The sequence below is a fragment of the Rhodococcus sp. C3V genome (assembly GCF_029269915.1).
Classification (GTDB): Bacteria; Actinomycetota; Actinomycetes; order Mycobacteriales; family Mycobacteriaceae; genus Rhodococcus_F; species Rhodococcus_F qingshengii.
In genome coordinates, this window is sequence record NZ_JARJBE010000004.1 from 295,323 (window position 1) to 317,143 (window position 21,821).

Sequence of the window (21,821 nt, forward strand, 5' to 3'; positions counted from 1 at the left end):
CTGATCAGCCTCTGATCAGATCACCAACCACAGGGCACTCACGGCGGCGAGCAATGTCAGTGGCGTCGTGATGACCCCGAGCAGAGTGAATGTCGCCAGCGTGGGCGGTGCGCCCGCGCTGGTGGCGACTCGTCGCCAGAGCATCGTTGCCAGTGAGCCCACGTAGGTGAGGTTGGGGCCGAGGTTGACGCCGATCAACATCGCAAGCACCAGCGCTGGAGGTGCCGCCGTTCCGAGCGCTGCGATCATCAGCAAGGTTGCCGGCAGGTTGTTGACGAGATTGGACGCAACCGCCGCTACCGCGGCGACAAAGAGCAGCGAGCCGTAGCTGGTGTCGCCTGGCAGGATCTGCGCAATCCATTCACCCACCGGCCCGTTCGCGACTCCGGCGACGATGATTCCGAGAACCAGGACGAACGCGCAGAACCAGAGGTCGGCAGCGTAGAGCATCTTGGCGGCGGTCGTACGGTGCCGAGACAGAGCGATCGCTCCCAGGACACTCGCACCCACCACCGCGATCCAGGCGGGCTCGATCCCGAAGAAACCCGAAACCGCGAAACCGAGCAGCGTCATTCCGATCACCGTCAGCGGCAGAATCGGCGCAGGCGCAGATCTGGCTGCCACCGGCGGTTCGGCGCTGTCGCCCCGCGCGAGTTCCGAACGGAAGAACAGTCGAAAAATCAGGTACTCGACAGCGATCGTCACAACCCACGGCAACGCCATCAATGCGGTGAAGTGCAAGAACGTCAAACCTGTTGCGGCAAACGCGATGAGGTTGGTCAGGTTGGACACCGGCAGCAGGGTCGACGCCGAATTCGACAGGTGCGCACTGGCATAGGAATGCGGCCGGGGACTTGCTCCGATGGATCGGGCGGCCGCGATCACCGCGGGTGTCAGCAGCACGACGGTGGCGTCGAGGCTCAGGACCGCCGTGGTCAGGGCGGCGGCGCCGAACACATAGATCAGCAGTCGGTGCGGATCGGCGAGGGATCGTTGCTGCAGGACCTGGCTGACCCAGCGGAAGACACCGAGAGCGTCCGCGGCGTGAGCGAGAACCAGCACGGCCACCAGGAAAACGACGGTAGGCGCCATGCTCTTCAGTTCTTCGCGGGCTTCTTCGAGAGTGACGACACCGGTCAGAAGCACGATCACGGCTGCTGGGCCGGCAACGGTGATTTCGGGAAGTCCGCGTGGACGCACTATCGCAAAGACGAGTACGGCGGCGACGAGCAGGATGGGAAGAAGAGTCACGCGGTTGTGCTCCGCGTCGGGGCGAGCGTCATTTGAGCAGTTTGTAGAGCGTGTTCAGGTTTCGGGTTGTGGTGAACGCCTTGAACTTCGGTTTTCCGGTGTTCCGGCCGAACGCGCTCTTGACGGTCTGCCCCTTCTCGACCTCCCAGTACAAGACTCCGTCGCCTGCCGCCACACGCTCGACCGAGGCATCGAGTTGCGCTGCCGCAGTGCTCAATTCCTTCAGGATTTCCGGCTCGGAGGCAACCATCGCATAAGCGTGCCAACCCTCGCGTTCGCGCTCGAACGGGTAGTTGTCCACGATCGCCTGCAGTGTCGGAATGTCGAGGACGAACACCCAAGCCTCGTAGCCGAACTCGCGGGCAAGGGAGGACTCGATCTGTTTCTTCAGCGTCGGGATGTCGGTGCTCGGACTGTCGAACAGAACGTTGCCTGAGGCCAACACGGTTTTCACCCCTTGGAATCCGAGGTCACCGAAGACTCTCGCCAGGTCCGCCATCTTGATGTTGATGCCGCCCACGTTGATACCGCGTAGCAGGGCCACGTACCGAGTCATACGGTGACCATAGTGCCGGCCACCGACAGGCGCCCGGTAGCATACGGGGGCGGACGAGTTGGCCGGGCGGCCGCGGCTTCTGGAACCAGCGCGTATCGCGCACAGGCCTGGGGCCGAGGAAAGTCCGGACTCCACAGAGCAGGGCGGTTGTTAACGGCAACCCGAGGCAACTCGCGGGACAGTGCCACAGAAAACAGACCGCCTGCCTTTCGAGGCAGGTAAGGGTGAAACGGTGCGGTAAGAGCGCACCAGCACCTCGGGTGACCGGGGTGGCTAGGTAAACCCCGCCCGGAGCAAGGTTGAAGGTCGCATCGCTCGCGGTGCGGCTGCGCAGGTGTTCGAGGGCTGCTCGCCCGAGCCTGCGGGTGAACCGCTCGAGGCACCCGGCGACGGTGTGCCCAGATGGATGGTCGCCACTCGGCACTTCGGTGCCGCAGGACAGGATCCGGCTTACACGCCGACTCGTCCGCCCGCGATCTGCACAGTGAGAAAAAGAAGACCCCCACCGGATCGGTGGGGGTCTTCTTTGTTCGAAAAGCTGTCAGACAGGCTTGATGACCAGCAGCGTAGCCCAGTACGTTGCCGCGTCATGGCCCATGAGCGGGAGGAGGTAATCGTAAAGAATTGCGGACATGCGCACTCCATTTTCTGTTCGTAGCTTGTGTTGGGCATTCAAGCAGAACTCACCGTTCGAATGTCCGGTTCTCACCTGCCAGGCCAAGTAGAAAGAATATCAGTCTCACAGCGATCTACAAGCTTCTATCTCACTCTGATGTCACACTGTGGATATGACTGATGAAGATCGACTCTGGTACTTCGACGTGTCCGACGGTTCCGTCACGCGGGGAAAGGGTGCGTCCTCGCTGACGAGGATGGGGCCGTACCCTGATCGGGACTCTGCCGAGCATGCATTGAAGATCGCTGCCGAACGCAACAAAGCCGCCGATCGGGCAGACGAAGACTGGAACAACTGAGACTTGGAATAACTGAGACTTGGAACAGCTGGGACTCGAACAACTGGGACCGGTACTGCTGCTACACCGGCCCGAACCGATCATGGAGGATGCGTGCCCGCAAGTCGAATGATGGTGCAGGGAATCGACTTCGGAGTGGTTCGGGCGGAGTTCGACTTGCCAGGAGCATTCTCGGCTGCGGCGCAGGCTGAGGCCGAGAATGCGGTGGATCGTTTCGGTGCCGGGCGTGTCGACGAAACGGGTATCGCCTTCGTGACCATCGACCCTCCCGGATCGATGGACCTCGACCAGGCAGTGCACATCGAGAAGACCTCGACCGGGTACGTCGTGCACTACGCGATCGCCGACGTCGCGGCGGTGGTGACGCCGGGTGGCGCTCTCGACATCGAAACCCGCAAGCGGGGCCAAACCTTCTATCTCCCGGACGGTTCCGTCCCGCTGCATCCCCGAGCGTTGTCGGAGGGATCGGCGAGTCTGCTGCCGGACGTGGTTCGCCCCGCCGCGCTCTGGCGGATCGAACTCGACGCGCAGGCCGAGCCGACGTCGTGGCAGGTGAAACGCGCTCTGGTGAAATCGGTGGCACGTCTGGACTATTCGACCGTGCAGCGCGATGCCGACGCGGGAACCTTGCATCCGTCCATCGCCGCACTACCGGAGTTCGGACGATTGCGCAGTGTCTCGGCGGTTGCCAGGGGTGCCATCGAGCTGAAACTGCCCGAGCAGTCAGTGGTTCGGGATCAGTCGGAGGACGAGTCCTCGGCTCGCTGGCGGATCGAACTGGAGCCACGTACCGAAGCGGACGACTGGAACGCAGAAGTGTCGCTGCTGACCGGGATGTGTGCCGGCCGCATGATGATCGACGCAGGTATCGGGTTGCTTCGCACGCTGCCGCCGGCCGAGGAGTCCGCGGTTCGGACCTTGCGGAGAACTGCAGTGGCGCTGGGTATCACGTGGCCGGAGGGGCAAAGCGTCGGGCAGATTCTTGCCGGACTCGATTCCAACGAGCCGTCGACGATGGCGCTGATGTCGGTTGCGCCGTCGTTGCTGCGCGGCGCAGACTACGCAGCCTTCGACGGCCGACTACCGGAGTTGACGGTGCATGCGGGGATCGGAGCGCCCTACGCTCACGTGACTGCTCCGCTGCGCCGGCTGTCCGACCGCTTCAGCACCGAGGTGTGTCTGGCGATCACAGCTGGTACGCCGGTACCGGAATGGGCGCGCACTGCCCTTCCCGAGCTGCCCGACATCATGAGTGGGTCCGACTCGCTGGCGAACAAGGTCGACCGTGCGTGCATCGATCTGGCCGAGTCCACGCTGCTCGACGGCCGGGTCGGCGAGGTCTTCGACGCAGTGGTGATGCGCGCCAAGGACGGAAAGCGCTCGGCGGAAGTGTTTGTCCCGTCGGTCGCCGTGATTGCGAAATGCGTCGGAACGCCCGACGACGGTGAGCGCGCAAAGGTGCGACTCACCGCCGTCGACACCGTCAAACGGACGGTGGAATTCACGTTCCCGGCGTAGGGAGTTACCGGTAAGAATCGGTGGCTTCCACCAGGTGATGCATGATGCCGGGCTCCATGGCGGAGTGTCCGGCGTCGTCGACGATCACGAGCTTGGATTCGGGCCACGCCTTGTGCAGCGCCCAGGCGCTGGTGGCCGGGCAGACGACGTCGTAGCGGCCCTGGACGATCGTCCCCGGAATGCCGTGCAGTGCGGAGCTTTTGCGTAGGAGTTGGTTCTCGTCGAAGAACCCGCCGTTGACGAAGTAGTGGTTCTCGATACGGGCGAAAGCCAAGGCGAACCGGGTCTCGGAGTTCTGTTCGATCTTGTCCGCCTGTGGGTACAGGTAGCTCGTCGATCCTTCCCAAGCCGACCAGGCGATCGCTGCCCGGGCTGCGACGGCGGGGTCTTCGGAATGGAGCAGTTGGTGATAGACCGCGACGAGGTCTTCGCCGCGCTGCGCCTCGGGTACAGGTTCGAGGAATTTGTCCCAGCGCTCCGGGAAGATGTTTCCCGCGCCGCCGTTGTAGTACCAGTCGATCTCGCTACGACGCAGGAGGAAGATCCCGCGCAGGACCAGCTCAGTGACGCGCGTAGGAAACGTTTCGGCGTAGGCGATGGACAGCGTGGAACCCCAGGACCCGCCGAAAACCATCCACTTGTCGATCGAAAGATGTTCGCGCAGGGCTTCGATGTCGGCCAGCAGCTTGTCCGTCGTGTTCACCGACAGGTCGGCGCCGTCGGCAACGTGAGGGGTGGACCGCCCGCAGCCGCGCTGGTCGAGTAGAACGATGCGGTATGCGGCCGGATCGAAGAACTGGCGTACCGCCGGTTGCGCACCACCGCCGGGGCCACCGTGCAGGAACACCACCGGCTTGCCGTCCGGATTTCCGCTGACTTCCCAGTACATGCTCTGGCCGTCACCGACATCGAGGAAGCCGGTGACGAAAGGCTCGATCGGGGGATACAGACTCCGGAGAGTCGACGGCTGCCCTGAAGTGGCTGACGTGTCGGTCATCAGAAGCCCACCAGGCCGGAGGCGAGATCGGGGATCTCGAGTGCGGAAATCGCGCCGCTCCGGACGTCGGGGCACGCGGCTGAGGTTGCCGCGTCGATGCTTTCGCGGTTCTGAGCGAGATCGAGCAGGTTGATGCCGTTCTGCGTCGCCCACGTGATGACGATCGTGTTCAGTCCGCCCTTGCCGAGCGTCGGGGTGACGGTCCGCCAGTTCTGCAGCTGCCCTTCCATATCCGAGCACAACTGCTGGACTTGAGCGTCGGTGAACGTCGAACCGGACGCGGTTGTTGCCGGCGCCGTCGTGGTGGAACTCGCGGGCGTAGTGCTGCTGGGCGCGGGAGAGTTGGTGGACCCTCCCGCGCATCCGCTCAGCACCGTGACGAGAGCTGCCGCGCCGACTACAGCTGCGGCAGTAGAACTTCGACGGTTACCGATCATTGAACGCACCCCTGGCTGGTTGAGAGACAGGCGGCGTTCGCCGGTCTCGGATCAGAAACTGTGTTCTGCGGCCGGGAAAGCGCCAGTGCGAACTTCTGATGCATAGGCTGCGGCTGCGGAACGCAGTTCGTCACCGACGTTACCGAAACGCTTGACGAACTTGGCTGTCTTACCACTCGTGTAACCCGCCATGTCCTGCCAGACGAGTACCTGAGCGTCGCATTCGGAACCGGCCCCGATGCCGACGGTGGGGATGGTGAGTTTGCGGCTGACCTGGCCCGCGATCTCGGCCGGAACCATTTCCATGACGACAGAGAACGCCCCGGCTTCCTGGACTGCAATGGCGTCCGCCACAAGCTGCTCGGCCGCGTCGCCGCGACCCTGGACGCGGAAACCACCGAGCGAGTTCACGCTCTGCGGGGTGAATCCGACGTGAGCCATGACGGGGATGCCGGCCGAGGTGATTGCCGCGATCTGCTTGCTCATCCGCTCGCCGCCCTCGAGCTTGACGGCGTGTGCGAGGCCTTCCTTCATGAACCGTGTGGCAGTCGCCAGGGCCTGCTCGGCGGAACCCTCGTAGGTGCCGAAGGGGAGGTCGGCGACGACGAGTGCGTGCGGCGCGCCGCGAACGACGCCACGCACGAGCGGGAGCAGTTCGTCGACGGTGATCGGCACGGTGGTGTCGTAGCCGTAGACGACGTTGGCGGCAGAGTCGCCGACGAGCAGCACCGGGATGCCTGCGTCTTCGAAGATGCGTGCCGTGGAGTAGTCGTAAGCGGTGAGCATCGACCAGCGTTCGCCGTTCTGCTTCATCTCGGCGAGGTGGTGAATGCGCGTCTTACGCTTCGGTGCATCGGTAGAGCTTGCAGTGGGTACAGAAACTGCACTGGGTACAGAACCGTAGAGAGGTGTTTCGGACATCGTTGTCCCTTTCTGGCCTCGAGGCCCTGAGCGTTGATCGCCTTCGGGTCCCCGGGTGTGGGTGATGACGTGTTCAGTCTGCCACCGGACATCGCCGACACGAATAGTTGACGGGGTGCAATGGGTCACATCACCGCGCGCGTATCAGGTAGGTGCCGAGACGAGGCGAACCGCTGGCTATCGCGGTTTCCTGGCACCATCGATGGCATGTCGAAGTTCGTTCGCCTCTCCGGTGCCCTCGCCGGAAGCGCAGCAGTGCTCGTGTTGGTTGTCGGTTGCACCAGTTCGGAAGGCACGCCCGAATCAGTGGAACCTGCTGGTTCTGCCGCGTCCGCGGTGCCGTCCGGCCTCGAGAAATTCTACGAGCAGACGCTCGACTGGGGTTCGTGCGACCAATTTGTCGAAGAAGGAACTGCGCCGCTGGGGCGTGGGATCGACTGCGCCGAGGTGAGCGTTCCCGTCGACTACGCGAATCCGAACGGCGACACCGCGAAGGTGGTGATCTCGCGTTCGAAGGCAACCGGCGACCGCATCGGCTCACTGTTGCTGAACCCCGGCGGGCCGGGTGGGTCCGGGCTGTCGATGGCGACCTCGGGTTCGGGCACCGAATTGCAGGAACGTTTCGACATGATCGGCTTCGATCCGCGGGGGATCGGGGCGTCGACCCCGCAGGTTCGGTGTTTGACGCCGGAGGAGACCGACGCGGAGCGTGCGGAGGTCAACGTCGACATGACGCCGGAGGGCATCGCTCTCGCCGAGGCGGACAGCAAGGACTACGCCGCCAAGTGCGCTGAGCGGACCGGTACGGAGTTCCTCGCTCATGTCGGTACCTACGAGGTGGTGCGAGATATGGACGTCATTCGGGGCGTTCTCGGCGATCCGAAGATGAACTACCTCGGGTTCTCGTACGGGACCCGGCTCGGATCCACGTACGCGGAAACCTTTCCGCAGAACGTCCGAGCGATGGTCCTCGACGGCGCGCTCGACCCCGAGCAGGATCCGGTCGACGAAGTGGTCTTGCAGGGGCAGGGCTTCCAAGGCGCGTTCGACGCCTTTGTCGCCGACTGTGTCTCGCGAACGGATTGCCCGCTGGGTGATGATCCGGCGCAGGCGCAGGCACGCTTTCAGGCACTCGTCGATCCGTTGATCGAGAAGCCGGCACAGACCACCGATCCGCGCGGGCTGAGTTATTCCGACGCGATCACGGGCGTGCAGCAAGCTCTGTACTCGCCACAGTTGTGGACGCCGCTGCGTGGGGGTCTGTCGAGTCTGGCCGACGGACGCGGCGACTCGCTGCTCAATCTCGCCGACATGTACGAAGGCCGTGAGGATGACGGCAGCTACTCCAACATCAACGACGCGTTCAACGCCATTCGCTGCGTGGACGATCCGGCAACCACCGACCGCGCCGAGGCCGGCGAATCCGACACTCGGTACCGCGAGGCGGCGCCGTTCCTCGACGACGGCCGCGGGACGGGTCAAGCGCCGCTCGACCTGTGCGCGTTCTGGCCCGTTCCGGCTACCGGCAGCCCTCACGCGCTCGACCCCCAGGCACTCGCTGACGCCGGTCTGCCGCAGCTGGTCGTCGTGTCCACGACGCAGGATCCGGCGACCCCGTATCAGGCCGGAGTGGATCTCGCGAAGCAGTTGGGCGCTGCTCTGATCACGTTCGACGGAACCCAACACACGGTGGTTCTGGACGGAAACTCCTGCGTCGACGATGCCGTCGTCGACTACTTCGTTTACTTGAAGGCTCCGGAAGAGGGTCTGACATGTTAGCCGGCGCGACGCCGTACGCTGCGCCTATTCGATGGTGACCAATCACTCTGTTAACCGGGACCACTGATGTAACACAGATTTAACGTGGCTTGCTTAGTCTCGCGTGCATGGATCGCCAAAAAGAATTCGTGCTTCGTACCCTGGAAGAGCGCGACATTCGGTTTGTCCGCTTGTGGTTCACCGATGTTCTCGGGTACCTCAAATCGGTGGCGATCGCCCCCGCCGAACTCGAAGGCGCCTTCGAGGAGGGAATCGGATTCGACGGTTCCGCCATCGAGGGATTCTCTCGAGTCTCCGAAGCCGACACCGTCGCTCGGCCCGACGCCTCGACATTCCAGATCCTGCCGTGGGCCCACAAGGACGGTGCGCAGCATTCCGCTCGCATGTTCTGCGACATCACGATGCCCGACGGTTCGCCGTCGTGGGCCGATCCGCGCCACGTACTGCGTCGCCAGCTGAGCAAGGCCAGCGACTTGGGCTTCAGCTGCTACGTCCACCCGGAGATCGAGTTCTTCCTTCTGGAGAACGGCCCGATCGACGGCACTCCGCCGATCCCGGCCGACTCGGGCGGATACTTCGACCAGGCCGTGCACGATTCGGCTCCGAATTTCCGCCGCCACGCCATCGACGCACTCGAGTCGATGGGCATCTCGGTCGAGTTCAGCCACCACGAGGCCGCGCCGGGTCAGCAGGAGATCGATCTGCGCTACGCCGACGCACTCTCGATGGCCGACAACGTGATGACGTTCCGGTACGTCGTCAAGGAGGTCGCGATCGGTGAAGGCGTCCGGGCGAGCTTCATGCCCAAGCCGTTCAGCGATCAGGCCGGCTCCGCGATGCACACCCACATGAGCCTGTTCGAGGGCGACACCAACGCCTTCCACAATCCGGACGATCCGATGCAGCTCTCCGAGACCGGCAAGGCGTTCATCGCCGGCATCCTCGAGCACGCCAACGAGATCAGTGCGGTCACGAACCAGTGGGTCAACTCGTACAAGCGACTCGTCCACGGGGGAGAGGCACCCACTGCTGCGTCGTGGGGCCCGTCCAACCGATCGGCTCTCATTCGCGTCCCGATGTACACGCCCAACAAGGCGTCCTCGCGCCGCGTCGAGATCCGTAGCCCAGACTCGGCTTGCAACCCGTACCTGACTTTCGCGGTCCTGCTTGCTGCCGGTCTTCGCGGCATCGAGAAGGGCTACACCTTGCCGCCCGAGGCAGAAGACGACGTGTGGTCGTTGACCTCCGCCGAGCGCCGCGCCATGGGTTACAAGGAACTGCCGAGCAACTTGGACAGCGCTCTGCGCGAGATGGAGAAGTCGGAGCTCGTGGCCGAAGCACTCGGCGAGCACGTCTTCGATTTCTTCCTGCGCAACAAGCGTCGTGAGTGGGAGGAATACCGCAGCCACGTGACGCCGTTCGAGCTCAAGACCTACCTCGGTCTGTGACGGTGAAACCGCCCGCTGCGAGATCAGCAGTTCCAGGACCGGGTCGACTCGGGCTGGTCGAGCCCACCGCTGCCGACGAGTTGCGTCAGCTCGGTTGGGTCGACGCCGAGAGCATCGAACTCTTGTGGTCGCTGTCGCGTGCCGCGAACGCCGACCTCGCTCTGCGCACCCTTGTGCGGATCAAGGACGGGCTCGGCGACGGGTGGCGCGAACTCGATCAGGTCCTGCGCAAGGACAAGAGCCTGCGCGGCCGTTTGTTCGCACTGGTGGGTGCGTCGTCGGCCTTCGGCGACCACCTGGCCGCGGATCCGATCGGCTGGAAACTGCTCGACGGCACCGCTCTGCCGACCAAGGACGAGGCGACTGCAGCCTTGCTGGAGGTCGTGGGTGCAACTGTCGACGAGGGTGCCACCGAAGGTTCCCTGACCTACCGCGCCACGGTGACCGGGCCGGAAGCTGTTGTTGCTCTGCGTAAGAGCTACAAGGACCAGCTGATGCTGCTGGCTGCGGCTGATCTTGCGGCGACCGTCGAGAACGAACCCGTAGTTCCGTATCAGACTGTGGGGCACCAGCTTTCCGATCTGGCCGACGCCGCGCTGACCGCTGCACTTGCGGTGGCCATCGCAACGGTGTGTCCCGAGGGCAGCTGTCCGATCCGGCTCGCCGTGATCGCCATGGGCAAATGTGGTGCGCGCGAGCTGAACTACGTCTCCGACGTCGACGTGGTGTTCGTCGCCGAACCGGCCGATGCGACGGCCAGTCGCGTTGCCGGTGAGATGATGCGTATCGGTACCTCCGCATTCTTCGAGGTCGATGCTGCGCTGCGGCCCGAAGGCAAGCGCGGAGAACTGGTTCGCTCCCTCGAATCCCACATCACGTACTACAAGCGCTGGGCCAAGACCTGGGAGTTCCAGGCACTGCTCAAGGCTCGTCCGATGACCGGCGACATGGAGCTCGGTCGCCAGTACTCCGAGGCGATGAGCCCGATGGTGTGGATCGCCTCCGAGCGCGAGGACTTCGTCCCCGAAGTCCAGGCCATGCGTCGACGCGTCGAGGAAATGGTTCCCCCCGAACTGCGTGAGCGCGAACTCAAACTCGGCCGCGGAAGTTTGCGCGACGTCGAATTCGCCGTCCAACTCCTGCAATTGGTGCACGGGCGCGCCGACAGTTCGTTGCATGTCCAGAGCACCGTCGATGCACTGACTGCATTGGCGGCGGGTGGATACGTCGGCCGCGACGACGCCGCCAACCTGACTGCGTCGTACGAATTCCTGCGTCTGCTCGAGCACCGTCTGCAGTTACAGAAGCTCAAGCGCACACACACCCTGCCGCCGCCGGACGACGAGGAAGCGCTGCGTTGGCTGGCCCGCGCCGCGCACATGCGACCCGACGGTCGTCTGGATTCCCTGGGAGTCCTGCGCGCCGAGATCAAGCGGAATTCGCATCGGATTCGCCGCCTGCACGCCAAGTTGTTCTACCGCCCGCTTCTCGAATCGGTGGCGCGGATGGACAAGGAAGCACTGGTCCTGGGGCCAGAAGCCGCGGTTCGCCAGTTGGCCGCTCTCGGTTACACGGCACCCGAGCATGCTCTCGGGCATCTGACTGCACTGACGAGTGGCGCTTCACGCAAGGGTCGCATTCAAGCGCTCCTGTTGCCGACTCTGCTCGAATCACTCGCGGACACACCGGATCCCGATGCCGGTCTGCTCGCTTACCGCAGGCTCTCGGACGCGCTCGTCGACCAGACGTGGTTCCTGCGCCTGCTCCGCGACGAGGCTGCGGTGGCCGAGCGTCTGATGACCGTGCTGGGCTCGTCGGCGTACCTACCCGACCTGCTCATCAAGGCTCCCGACGTGATTCGCTTGTTCGCGGATTCGCCGAGTGGACCGCGCCTGGTCGAGCCGAAGCCCGAGGACGTCGCTCGCGGAATCCTCACCGCCTCCGGCCGACACAGTGATCCCAATCGTGCTGTTGCTGCGGCCCGCTCGCTGCGGCGACACGAACTTGCGCGAATCGCGTCGGCCGACATCCTCGGCATGCTCGATGTTCCTGCAGTCTGCAAGGCGCTGTCCTCGGTGTGGGCCGCGGTGCTCAATGCATCGCTCTCCGCGGTGATCAAGGCCAGCGTCACCGAACTCGGGACCGAGGCGCCGGCCAGTTTCTCCGTCATCGGCATGGGTCGACTCGGCGGCGGCGAACTGGGCTATGGATCCGATGCGGACGTGCTGTTCGTGTGCGAACCCCGCGAGGGCGTCGACGAGACCGTTGCGGTCAAGTGGGCCAACAGCATTGCCGACAAGGTCCGCAAGCTCCTCGGGGCACCGAGTACCGATCCGCCGCTCGAAGTCGACACCGGATTGCGTCCGGAAGGCCGTAACGGTCCGATGGTGCGCACTCTCGAGTCCTACGACGCGTACTACGCGAAGTGGGCTCAGGCGTGGGAGATTCAAGCGCTGCTTCGTGCGCACCCGGTTGCCGGTGATCCTGAACTGGGACTGCGGTTCCTGCACATGATCGACAAGACCCGCTACCCCGAGGGCGGCGTCAGTGATGCGGCGGTGCGCGAGATCCGGCGCATCAAGGCGCGAGTCGATTCCGAAAGGCTCCCGCGCGGAGCCGATCCGGCGACGCACACGAAACTGGGTCGCGGAGGCTTGGCCGACATCGAGTGGACTGTGCAACTGCTGCAGCTACGCCATGCCGACAAGATCGAGTCGCTGCACAACACATCGACCCTCGAGACTCTCGACGCCATCGGCGCCGCGGAACTGCTCAGCGAAGGTGACGTCGAACTGCTGCGTGACGCCTGGATCACCGCGACGAAGGCACGCAACTGCCTCGTTCTGGTGCGAGGCAAGCCGACCGATCAGCTTCCCGGCCCGGGCCGTGTTCTCGCGGCGGTGGCGCAGGTCGCTGGATACGGCGACGACGCAGGGGAGTTCCTCGACAACTACCTGCGCATCACGCGTCGGGCAAAAGCAGTGGTGGAGAGGGTCTTCGGCGGGGAGTAGCGTTTTTGCTCAGTCTTGGCGAACCGGCGCATTCGCGGCGAACTTGCGGACTTCGGCGTCCTGCCACACGTGGGCGGGAACTCCTCCGCCGAGTAGCTCGCGCGCGAGCGCGGGTTGCCCGCCGATCGGTACGTCGCTGCCCGCGATGATCATGTTGCCGTAGCGACGGCCCTTGAGCATCGCGGGATCGGCGATGATCGCCATGTGTTCGAACTGCGCACCGATGGTTGCGGCTTCACTGCGCGCGCCCTGAAGATCCGGGGTGTCGCCGCAGTTGACGATGTAGATACCGCCCGGTGCGAGCACGCGTCGTACGTGGGTGGTGAATTGCGCCGTCGTCAATGGTGTCGGAGTTGTGCTGCCGGCGAAGACATCTCGAATCACGATGTCCCGGGTGGACTCGGTGAGAGTTTCGGTGACGGCGCGGGCTTCTCCGACGCGGATGCGCAGAAGAGGCGCACGCGGGAGGTCGAACCAATCGCGTACGAGTTCCGCCAGAGCACCGTCGATTTCGACCACCACTTGACGCGCGTCGGGGTACGTGGCGGCGAAGTATCTGGCCATGGAGCAGGCGCCACCGCCGAGATGAAGCACCCGCAGGCGCTCGGCCTTGTCACGTTCGGAATCGACCAGATGCGCGATCCACCGCATGTACTCGAAATCGAGCACCGTGGGATCCGCGACGTTCACGTGGGAACTGGGCACTCCGTTGATCTGGATGATCCAACTGTCATCGGAGTACTGATCGCGGACTAGTTCGCACGTCCCGGTATCGATCGGAAAAGTGCCGGCGATGGGACCGGACTCGCCTCGCTCGGGAGTACTGCTGCGAGTTCTGGTCTTGCGAGTTCCCTTGGCCACTGTGTCCATGTTAGCCGTGCGCCTTTTTGGTAGTGCCCACTACCAAAAAGGCACACGGACCGACGGTATTCTCGGGCTACTTCAGGCACACTCGTACGTGGAGTGTGATCGGCGACACAAATGCCGGCGCGTTCTTTCGTCGTCCGTGCATCACGAAGAATTTCGAGGAGTGCAGGTGAAGGTCAAGGCAGCGGTAGTCAAGGCGCCAGGTCAGGCGTGGGAGATCGAAGAGGTCGAGCTGGGGGACCCGGTCTCGGGTGAGGTGCAGGTCCGACTCGCCGCATCGGGGCTGTGCCATTCGGACGAACATTTGCGTACGGGCGCCAGCCCGCTGCCCTTCTACCCGGCCCTGGGCGGGCACGAAGGAGCCGGAGTGGTGACGAAGGTCGGACCGGGTGTCGCGAGCGTCGAAGAAGGCGACCACGTGGTTCTCGCCTTCATCCCGGCGTGCGGACGTTGTCCGTCCTGTGCGAAGGGTCTGCAGAACATCTGCGACGAGGGAGCCGGCCTGTTGACCGGGCAGGCGATCTCCGACAAGACGTACCGCGTCACCCTCGACGACGAGCCGGTCATCCAGATGTGCCTGCTCGGAACATTTTCGCCGTACGTGACCGTCAACGAGGCGTCGGTGATCAAGATCGAGAAGGACATCCCGCTCGACAAGGCGGCCTTGCTCGGCTGCGGTGTTGCCACCGGTTGGGGATCGGCCACCGCGATCGGTGGAGCCAAGGTCGGCGACACGGTGGTGGTCGTCGGCGTCGGCGGCGTCGGAATCAACTCGGTGCAGGGTGCGGCGTCCGCCGGAGCACGATTTGTGATCGCGATCGATCCCGTCGAGTTCAAGCGCGACAAGGCAAAGGAATTCGGCGCCACACACACTTTTGCCTCCCTCGAGGAAGCGCTACCGGTGATCGGCGAGATCACCTGGGGCAAGATGGCCGACGTCACCGTGATCACCGTGGGCGAGATTCACGGCGACATCATTCAGCCCGCGCTCAGCGCGACGGGCAAGGGTGGCCAGGTCGTGGTCGTCGGAATGGGGCATTACGCAGATTCGCAGGTGACGCTCAGCCTCTTCGAGCTGACCCTTCTGCAGAAGCGTTTGCAGGGAGCCATCTTCGGCGGGGTAGGGCCACGGTCCCAGATTCCCAAGTTGCTCGATCACTACCGAAGCGGCGCACTCAAACTCGACGAGTTGGTGACCAAGACTTACAAGCTCGAGGAGATCAACGAGGGGTACGCCGACATGCTCGAAGGAAAGAATCTGCGCGGGATGATCGTCTACACGGAGGACGATTACTGATCGTTTCCCTTTGACTGAAGGCTCCGGCCCGGCACCACGCTTCGTGGTGTCGGGCCGGAGTCTTCTGCCCCCATGCACATTTCTGTCGATCGATGAGTCGACTGCCCCCGTAGTGGGCACTCGCAGAGTGAGGAAACCGGGCACCGTGTCCGGATCTCAGTCCACGACTCGACAGAGAAGAGCAGAGCATGCCCTACATCACCACCTCCGACGGAACCGAGATCTACTACACCGAGCACGGCGTCGGCCGGCCGATCGTCCTCAGCCACGGGTGGCCGCTGAGTTCTGACGCGTGGCAGGTCGAGATGAAGCTGTTCGCCGACGCCGGATACCGGACCATCGCGCACGATCGTCGAGGACACGGTCGCTCGTCGAAGACGTACACCGGCAACGACATGGATACATATGCCAAGGACCTGGCTGAGCTGATCGACACACTCGACCTGAAAGACCTGGTCCTGGTTGGCCATTCGACCGGCGGCGGGGAAGTGGTCCGGTACGCGGCGCAGCACGGCAAAGGGCGCGTGGCCAAGGTGATCACCGCCGGCGCCGTACCGCCGATCATGGTCAAGTCGGACGGCAACCCCGAAGGCACGCCGATCGAGGTCTTCGACGGCATTCGTGAGGGAGTTCTGCGAGACCGATCGCAGTTCTACAAGGATCTCAGCGAGAGCTTTTACGGCGCTAACCGCGAAGGTGCCGACGTCTCGCAAGGGGCGAAGGACGACTTCTGGCGGCAAGGTATGTTGGTCAACCTCGCCGCGGCCTACGACTGCGTCAAGGCGTTCTCGGAGACGGACCAGACCTCCGATCTCGAAGCCATCGACGTTCCGTTCCTCATCGCTCAGGGCGACGACGATCAGATCGTGCCGATCGGCGCAGCGGCCGAGAAGGCGATCAAGCTGGTGAAGAAGGGCACGCTGAAGGTGTATCCGGGCGCACCTCACGGCATCTACGGCTCATATCAGAAGACACTGGACCAGGACATTCTCGCGTTCATCGAGGACTGACGTCAGCGAGGCGGAAGGACCGGAGTCGAAAGGACCAGAGTGGGAAGGATAAAATTGCCATGTCTACACACGTTGCCTCACTACGCAATGGCCCCAGTGTCTTCGAGAACGAACTCGGGTCGATCTCGCAACTCGACACGAGTTCGTTGCCGATCCTGTCCGGTCTGTCGATCAAACGAATTGTTCTCGGTCCCGGCGCGATCCGTGAACCACAATGGAACGTCAACGCGAACCAGATCGCCTACGTCACCAGCGGAACCGTGCTCGTCTCGATGTTGGGCAATGCTGACGAGTTCGCCAGTTTCGTCGTGCGAGCGGGGCAGATGTATCACGTCGAATCCGGCGCGATTTATCACATCGAGAATGTCGGAGAGGAGGAGGCGGAGATCATCGCTGCCCTGCGTACTTCACTCCCGCAGCACTTTTCGTTGCAGAGTAGCGTCAGCGCAATGTCGAACGCGGTGCTCGGCAACACGTACGATCTCGCCGCATCGGCCTTCGACGTCTTCGGTAGGGCCGATGCGTCCCAGATAGTTCGGCGGGACGGCGCCGCCGTCGTTCCCGATACCGCCGGCCTTCCCAACGCGCATCTCTTCGATCTCGAAGGCCAGATCGCGCCTCTCGCATATCCATACGGACAGGCGAAAGTGGCGCGCAAGCAGTATTGGGCGGCGCTGGAGGATCTTTCGATGTACTCGTTGACAATTCGCGAGAGTGGGATGCGTGAGCCACACTGGCATCCCGTCACTGCCGAAATGGGATACGTGCATCGTGGTCACGGGCGGATGACGGTCCTCGATCCGGACGGTTCGCTCGACACCTACCTACTGGAGCCTGGTCAGGTGTATTTCGTTCCGTGCCTATCCCCATCACATCGAGGTTCTAGGTGACGAGGACATCAACTTCCTCATCTTCTTCGACCAGCCGACGCCGGGCGACATAGGCTACCGTGCAACGGCTTCCGCGTTCTCACGCGGCGTTCTCTCGGCCTCGTTCGGTGTTTCGGAACGGGATCTGCCGCACTTTCCTTTCACCCCGATCGATCCGCTCATCGTCTCGCGGATCAATCCGATCGACCGCCAGCACTGACCGGCAAGGACGCCCATCATGACCACCACGCTCACCGTGACCGATCACGGGACGACGCTCGACTTCACGTACGAGGACGCCCTCCGCTATCACGGTCCGCAGGCCCCGGGCGGCGTGGCGCATGCCTACAAGGTTCTCGAGCGCGCTCTCGGTGTGCTCGGCGGGGAAGGCTCCGTCGAGCGTCGCGCGCTGGTCGTCACCACCGCACACGGCGGACCAGGAGTGCGCGATGCGTTCGAGTTGGTCACGCGCGCGGTGACCGAAGGGCGGTACACCGTTGACAGTTCCTTGGCCAGGCGTGAACGTGGAAATACGCTCGCGCTGTATGTATTTCGGATCACCTATCGCGGCGCGAGCGTCACGCTGACTGTTCGGGAGGGGTTCGTCGTCGACGAGTTCATTACTCTGTCCCGTAAGTCCGACCGGACGGCCGAAGACGAGTCACGGCTGACAGAGCTCAAGCAGGAGATGGCGGATCGAGTGATGTCGAGCCCGGCCGAGAGCGTGTACGACGTCGACACCGGCACGCTCCCCGTCTGAGCGACGGCGGCGCAGGCGTCAGTGTGCAGAACTCGGGGCTGTCTGAAGTCAGCGGCTGGCGAACATCCTTATTCGTTGGTCGCGGCTGCGCTCGAGATGGTTGCGCATGTGACCACGTGCGGACGATTCGTCCCGGGCGCGGATGGCGTTCAGGATCTCTTGATGCTCCGAATTGAGCAGGTCAGGTTCGCCGTAGTTCGACGGCGGGCCGCTGTCGTAGATTCGCAATTGGGTGGTGAGGCGGATCAGCAATGAGGTGATCGTGGAATTGTGGGCGGCCTGCCAGAGGGCCTCGTGAAACTTGAAGTTTCCGGCACGAACCTCGGTGCCTTCTGTTGCAGTGCAGCAGAACTCGTGCAATCCGTCCAGGCGGGCAAGGTCGAGATCGCTGTGGCGGAGTGCGGCGGCGCCGGCGGCTTCCGATTCGAGGGCAACCCGCGCTGCGTAGATTTCGATGACGTCCTCGGGTGTGCCGGAACGGACACGAAAACCGCGGGCGGCTCGTTCGAGTAGACCGTCGTGCGCGAGCCAGTTGAGTGCCTCGCGGATCGGGGTACGCGATGCGCCGTACGATTCGCACAATTGAGTCTCGTGCAGCGGAGAGCCCTGGGGGAACTTGCCGGCCAGGATGTCGGCTCGCAGGCGCAGGTACTGCCGCGAGGTCTGATCGGACCGGCCCAGCGCAGCCTCCGGCACCAGCAGATCGGTGGTGCTCGTATCGGCGTCGAGATCCATGTGTCCTCATTCCTGTGCATGCAAGTAGAGCGCGTTCGATTATGCCATCGGCGACGAGTGAGTACTTGCGTATACGCTAGTACTCATTTAGGTTCGTGCTTGTTCGTTTCCGAGGGAGAGGGTCTGAAGTGGTTGGAGAGACCGCGTCGCCGCTGGTGAGTGCTGCTGAACTCGACGCGATGCTGCGCGAGGGAGGCGTCGCTGTGCTCGACGCGACGGTTCATTTTCCTCCCGCGCGATTTGACGGCGACTATCGCCCGGAGTCCGGGTACGACGGCTGGGTTTCCTCGCACATCCCGGGTTCCCGACACGTCGACCTCATGGACGTCTTTTCCGAAAGGGAAGCGGCGCTGCATTTCACACGCCCGTCAACGGAGCAGTTGATTTCCGATCTCCAATCCAGTGGTATCGAACCGGGTGCGACAATCGTGATCTACGACCAGGGTTCGACCACCTGGGCATCACGGCTCTGGTGGGTGTTTCGCAACGCCGGCATCGAAGCAAGAGTCCTCGACGGTGGCCTCGCCGAATGGACTCGATGCGGCTTCGCCCTCGTGAGCGGCGACGACGTCACCTACACGTCGGCTTCGAAGCGTTGGAGTGTGACGGACCTTGGCCTGTGGGTCGATCTACCTCGCGTTGCCTCACTGTCCTCAGGAGAAGAAGCCGGAACGCTGGTGTGCGCGCTGGCGCCTGAGCAGTACGAGGGAACGGAGAAGACGCGATATTCGCGACGCGGACATATTCCGTCAAGTGTGAATCTGTCTGCGAAGGGTCTTCTCGACGCCGATGCCCGGATGCTTCCGGCGGACGATGTTCGGTCGAAATCTGCTGACATTCTACCACCCGTCGCTGAACCTGTCGTGATCTATTGCGGCGGTGGAGTTTCGGCGTGCCTGACAGCACTCGCACTGATCCGCGGCGGCTATGAGGACGTCAAGGTCTACGACGGTTCGTTGGAGGAATGGACTGCAGATCCGACTTTGCCGATGGTTGTCGGCGGTGAGCCCGGCGGCGCGCTTGCGGATGTTCGATGTCCGCGGTCCTGAATCGCCGCAGTCCTCAATTACCTCCCGTTCTGAAGGAATTCTCATGTCTGACACTGTCTCTGTCGAAACCGTCGCGTCGGCGATCGACGCACTCCGCGATCAGGTACCGCTCGTCCAGTCGCTGACCAACATCGTTTCTGCGAACTTCTTGACCAATGTTCTGCTCGCCGCCGGCGCAAGCAACGCTCACATCGACAACGTCCACGAAGCGGGTGGGTTCGCTGCCATCGCCGGGGGAGTGCTCGTCAACCTCGGAACGCCGGACGACGGGACAGCCGAAGCTTTCCTGATAGCTGCAGAAGCGGCCCGAACTGCCGGTACGCCATGGGTTTTGGATCCCGTCGGTGTCGGCGGACTACCCTGGCGGAGCGGTATCGCTGTGGATCTGCTGCGCTTTCACCCCAGCGCCATCCGCGGGAACGCATCGGAGATCATCGCTCTGGCCGGACTCGGCGGTGACACCCGCGGCGTCGACAGTGCCTCCGATTCCGCCGACGCGGTGCCCGCCGCTCTGTCACTCTTGAAGCATGCGGATGCCGTGTCGGCATCCGGACCGGTCGACTACATCGTCGGCCGCGATGGTGGCGGCGACGTTCGGGGCATCCGAGTCTCCGGTGGCAGCGCTCTGTTGCCGCGCGTGACCAGTACCGGTTGCTCTCTGGGCGGTCTTGTCGCCGCCTACCTCGCCGTCACGTCGACCGCGCTGGACGGATTGGTTGCCGCGCACACGCATGTTGCCGTGGCATCGGAGATCGCCGAGGAAAATGCCTCGGGCCCCGGTTCTTTCGCGGTCGCATACCTCGACGCGCTCTACAGCGTGAATGCGGACACCATCCGTTCGCGTGCCCGAATCGAATCGTTCGACCTGCCGGCTGGAGTGCAGAACTGATGGGCATCAAGACATTCTGGTATCTCACCCAGGCAGACGGGGACTACCCGTGGAGCCCCGGTGGGCTGTTCCCCGTGGACGGGGCCAGGCAGATCGAGCTCGCGAAGACCATCGACGACGGCGGATTCGAAGGTGCGCTTGTTGCCACCTGGCCGAACGATCCGTTCATCTCGGCGACGTGGGCGGCAGCGCACACCACGCGCATGAAGTTCCTCGTCGCCGTCTACGCGAACATGACGCCGGCGCGACTGCTGGCGGAGAAGGCATTGACTTTCGACGCCTTCAGCGGCGGCCGACTGTTGATCAACTCGGTCAACGGACGCGAGAACATCCTGACCAAGTACGACATGAACGTGCCCCACGACGAGCGTTACGAGTTGGGGGAGCAGTACTGGGCGGACTTCCGCCGCATCTACGCCGAAGGCACGGAGTCGAACTTTCCCAACACACCACTGCGTGTCGATGCGCCCGCTGGGCATCAGGTTCCGCTGTGGGGTACCGGTGATTCGCCTGCAGGCCTGGCGAATTCAGGCAAGGTGCTCGACACCTACTTGGCGATGCTGCGCGAGACTTCGTTCATCGAAGACAAATTCTCTGCCGCACGGGCGGCGGCGGAGGCAGCCGGGCGCGAGTTCACCGACTTCGGTGCGCTCACCGGTGTGATCGTTCGCCCCACCAAGGCGCAGGCGCACGACCGGTTCCGTTCGTTGTTCGAGAAGACGGGCGTCGAGCAGATCGCTCATGTCTTGGACAACGCAGTGCGTCGTCGTACTCAGGGGAAGCAAGACCTCAAGACCTTCACCGCCCGCGACGCTCAGCGACAGGGTTGGGCGGACAAGATTGCCTCCGGCCGACTTCCGGAACCGGAGGAGTTGTACGTCGGTGACGGGCTGTACGCGGGTATCACGGCGTGGTCACCCCTCGACATCTTCGGCACCGGGTCATCGGCCGTGTACTACGTCGGCGATCCGGATTCGATCACGGACTCGGTACGCACGCTTCGCAGCCGAACCGGTTTGACTGCACTGATCCTGGCAGGTTGGCCTCTGATCGAGGAAGCGAAGTGGGTTGCGGAGCATCTTGTTCCGCGATTCGACGAACTCAGCTGACGGCGCGCCGCAAGACAGTGGCACCGAGACCTAGAACGTCGCGGAGAAATGCTGTGGCAGTGTCGATTTCAGACGCAGTACATTCGAGAAGGATCTTGACTTCCACGTCCTTCTTGACGATGTCGGCAACAACGGCCACAGCGACAACACCGTTGCCGACGGCCGAGCCTCGGAACAGATCGATCCCGTCGCCGTCCGCGCTGACCGTGCCGTCGAGATAGCCGTAGTCGAGCGGATAGATCGCATCGGGGTACCGCGGGTGTGCCGACCCTCGGGGGCGATCGATCACGACAGCTGACGTGGCAGCCAGGTGATCGAGGGCGGCGAACAGATCTTCGCTCATC

At 63.5% G+C, this 21,821-nt stretch carries 19 protein-coding genes, 1 other RNA gene and 1 pseudogene; 13 read left to right on the top strand and 8 right to left on the bottom strand.

The window, feature by feature from the left end:
* Window positions 1-15: 15 nt before the first annotated feature.
* Window positions 16-1,251: an SLC13 family permease gene (locus tag P3G66_RS13730; RefSeq protein ID WP_276116724.1), complete on the bottom strand. Its 1,236-nt coding sequence runs from the start codon at window positions 1,249-1,251 to the stop codon at window positions 16-18.
* A gap of 28 nt (window positions 1,252-1,279) precedes the next feature.
* Complete coding sequence (locus P3G66_RS13735) at window positions 1,280-1,807, bottom strand: DUF1697 domain-containing protein (RefSeq protein ID WP_037129712.1); 528 nt, start codon at window positions 1,805-1,807, stop codon at window positions 1,280-1,282.
* Between the two features lie 54 nt (window positions 1,808-1,861).
* On the opposite strand from P3G66_RS13735, the gene rnpB reads away from it, so the two are divergent.
* From rnpB to P3G66_RS13750, 3 genes are all read left to right on the top strand, one after another.
* Window positions 1,862-2,276: RNase P RNA component class A (gene rnpB / locus P3G66_RS13740), an RNA gene on the top strand.
* Between the two features lie 319 nt (window positions 2,277-2,595).
* Window positions 2,596-2,781, top strand: coding sequence for a hypothetical protein (locus tag P3G66_RS13745; RefSeq protein WP_276116725.1), 186 nt, complete (start codon window positions 2,596-2,598; stop codon window positions 2,779-2,781).
* Between the two features lie 108 nt (window positions 2,782-2,889).
* Window positions 2,890-4,299: an RNB domain-containing ribonuclease gene (locus P3G66_RS13750; RefSeq protein ID WP_276116771.1), complete on the top strand. Its 1,410-nt coding sequence runs from the start codon at window positions 2,890-2,892 to the stop codon at window positions 4,297-4,299.
* Between the two features lie 4 nt (window positions 4,300-4,303).
* On the opposite strand, the gene pip is transcribed toward P3G66_RS13750, so the two are convergent.
* The 3 genes from pip to panB are packed head-to-tail and all read right to left on the bottom strand — an operon-like array spanning window position 4,304 to window position 6,654.
* On the bottom strand, window positions 4,304-5,296 hold the full coding sequence (gene pip / locus P3G66_RS13755; RefSeq protein WP_003941632.1) for a prolyl aminopeptidase: 993 nt from the start codon (window positions 5,294-5,296) through the stop codon (window positions 4,304-4,306).
* The gene (locus tag P3G66_RS13760; RefSeq protein WP_007735455.1) at window positions 5,296-5,733 is read right to left on the bottom strand and encodes a hypothetical protein; all 438 of its coding nucleotides are present in this window, start codon (window positions 5,731-5,733) and stop codon (window positions 5,296-5,298) included. The genes pip and P3G66_RS13760 overlap by 1 nt, the downstream gene beginning before the upstream one ends.
* A gap of 51 nt (window positions 5,734-5,784) precedes the next feature.
* The gene (gene panB, locus P3G66_RS13765) at window positions 5,785-6,654 is read right to left on the bottom strand and encodes a 3-methyl-2-oxobutanoate hydroxymethyltransferase (RefSeq protein WP_007735454.1); all 870 of its coding nucleotides are present in this window, start codon (window positions 6,652-6,654) and stop codon (window positions 5,785-5,787) included.
* A gap of 207 nt (window positions 6,655-6,861) precedes the next feature.
* On the opposite strand from panB, the gene P3G66_RS13770 reads away from it, so the two are divergent.
* From P3G66_RS13770 to P3G66_RS13780, 3 genes are all read left to right on the top strand, one after another.
* Complete coding sequence (locus tag P3G66_RS13770) at window positions 6,862-8,433, top strand: alpha/beta hydrolase (protein WP_007735453.1); 1,572 nt, start codon at window positions 6,862-6,864, stop codon at window positions 8,431-8,433.
* 107 nt (window positions 8,434-8,540) lie between these two features.
* Window positions 8,541-9,881, top strand: coding sequence for a glutamine synthetase family protein (locus P3G66_RS13775; protein ID WP_003941637.1), 1,341 nt, complete (start codon window positions 8,541-8,543; stop codon window positions 9,879-9,881).
* Entirely contained in the window at window positions 9,878-12,892 is a 3,015-nt protein-coding gene (locus tag P3G66_RS13780) for a bifunctional [glutamine synthetase] adenylyltransferase/[glutamine synthetase]-adenylyl-L-tyrosine phosphorylase (RefSeq protein WP_030537556.1), read from the top strand. Before P3G66_RS13775 ends, P3G66_RS13780 begins: the two co-directional genes overlap by 4 nt.
* A 9-nt stretch (window positions 12,893-12,901) precedes the next feature.
* On the opposite strand, the gene P3G66_RS13785 is transcribed toward P3G66_RS13780, so the two are convergent.
* On the bottom strand, window positions 12,902-13,762 hold the full coding sequence (locus P3G66_RS13785) for a fused MFS/spermidine synthase (protein ID WP_064113251.1): 861 nt from the start codon (window positions 13,760-13,762) through the stop codon (window positions 12,902-12,904).
* 166 nt (window positions 13,763-13,928) lie between these two features.
* On the opposite strand from P3G66_RS13785, the gene P3G66_RS13790 reads away from it, so the two are divergent.
* The 4 genes and pseudogenes from P3G66_RS13790 to P3G66_RS13805 all read left to right on the top strand — a co-directional run bounded on the left by P3G66_RS13790 (window position 13,929) and on the right by P3G66_RS13805 (window position 17,695).
* Window positions 13,929-15,056, top strand: coding sequence for an NDMA-dependent alcohol dehydrogenase (locus tag P3G66_RS13790; protein ID WP_003941634.1), 1,128 nt, complete (start codon window positions 13,929-13,931; stop codon window positions 15,054-15,056).
* A 188-nt stretch (window positions 15,057-15,244) separates the two neighbouring features.
* Window positions 15,245-16,066, top strand: a complete 822-nt coding sequence (locus P3G66_RS13795) for an alpha/beta hydrolase (protein ID WP_003941629.1) — start codon at window positions 15,245-15,247, stop codon at window positions 16,064-16,066.
* Window positions 16,067-16,125: 59 nt separating this feature from the next.
* Window positions 16,126-17,155: pseudogene (locus P3G66_RS13800) on the top strand (cupin domain-containing protein).
* Window positions 17,156-17,173: 18 nt separating this feature from the next.
* Entirely contained in the window at window positions 17,174-17,695 is a 522-nt protein-coding gene (locus P3G66_RS13805) for a hypothetical protein (protein ID WP_276116726.1), read from the top strand.
* 48 nt (window positions 17,696-17,743) lie between these two features.
* Here P3G66_RS13805 and P3G66_RS13810 read toward each other — a convergent pair whose 3' ends face one another.
* Window positions 17,744-18,430 carry a GntR family transcriptional regulator gene (locus P3G66_RS13810; RefSeq protein WP_003941581.1) on the bottom strand — a complete coding sequence of 229 codons (687 nt, stop codon included), beginning with the start codon at window positions 18,428-18,430 and terminating at the stop codon, window positions 17,744-17,746.
* Between the two features lie 128 nt (window positions 18,431-18,558).
* Here P3G66_RS13810 and P3G66_RS13815 point away from each other — a divergent pair, with 128 nt between their 5' ends.
* The 3 genes from P3G66_RS13815 to P3G66_RS13825 are packed head-to-tail and all read left to right on the top strand — an operon-like array spanning window position 18,559 to window position 21,477.
* The gene (locus P3G66_RS13815; RefSeq protein WP_276116727.1) at window positions 18,559-19,479 is read left to right on the top strand and encodes a rhodanese-like domain-containing protein; all 921 of its coding nucleotides are present in this window, start codon (window positions 18,559-18,561) and stop codon (window positions 19,477-19,479) included.
* Window positions 19,480-19,522: 43 nt separating this feature from the next.
* Entirely contained in the window at window positions 19,523-20,368 is an 846-nt protein-coding gene (thiM, locus tag P3G66_RS13820; RefSeq protein WP_276116728.1) for a hydroxyethylthiazole kinase, read from the top strand.
* Window positions 20,368-21,477 (top strand): LLM class flavin-dependent oxidoreductase, encoded by a 1,110-nt coding sequence (locus P3G66_RS13825; protein ID WP_193595217.1) that lies wholly within the window; start codon window positions 20,368-20,370, stop codon window positions 21,475-21,477. The genes thiM and P3G66_RS13825 overlap by 1 nt, the downstream gene beginning before the upstream one ends.
* Here P3G66_RS13825 and P3G66_RS13830 read toward each other — a convergent pair.
* On the bottom strand, window positions 21,470-21,820 hold the full coding sequence (locus tag P3G66_RS13830; RefSeq protein ID WP_042921879.1) for an inorganic pyrophosphatase: 351 nt from the start codon (window positions 21,818-21,820) through the stop codon (window positions 21,470-21,472). The genes P3G66_RS13825 and P3G66_RS13830 overlap by 8 nt on opposite strands.
* Between the last annotated feature and the right edge of the window lies 1 nt (window position 21,821).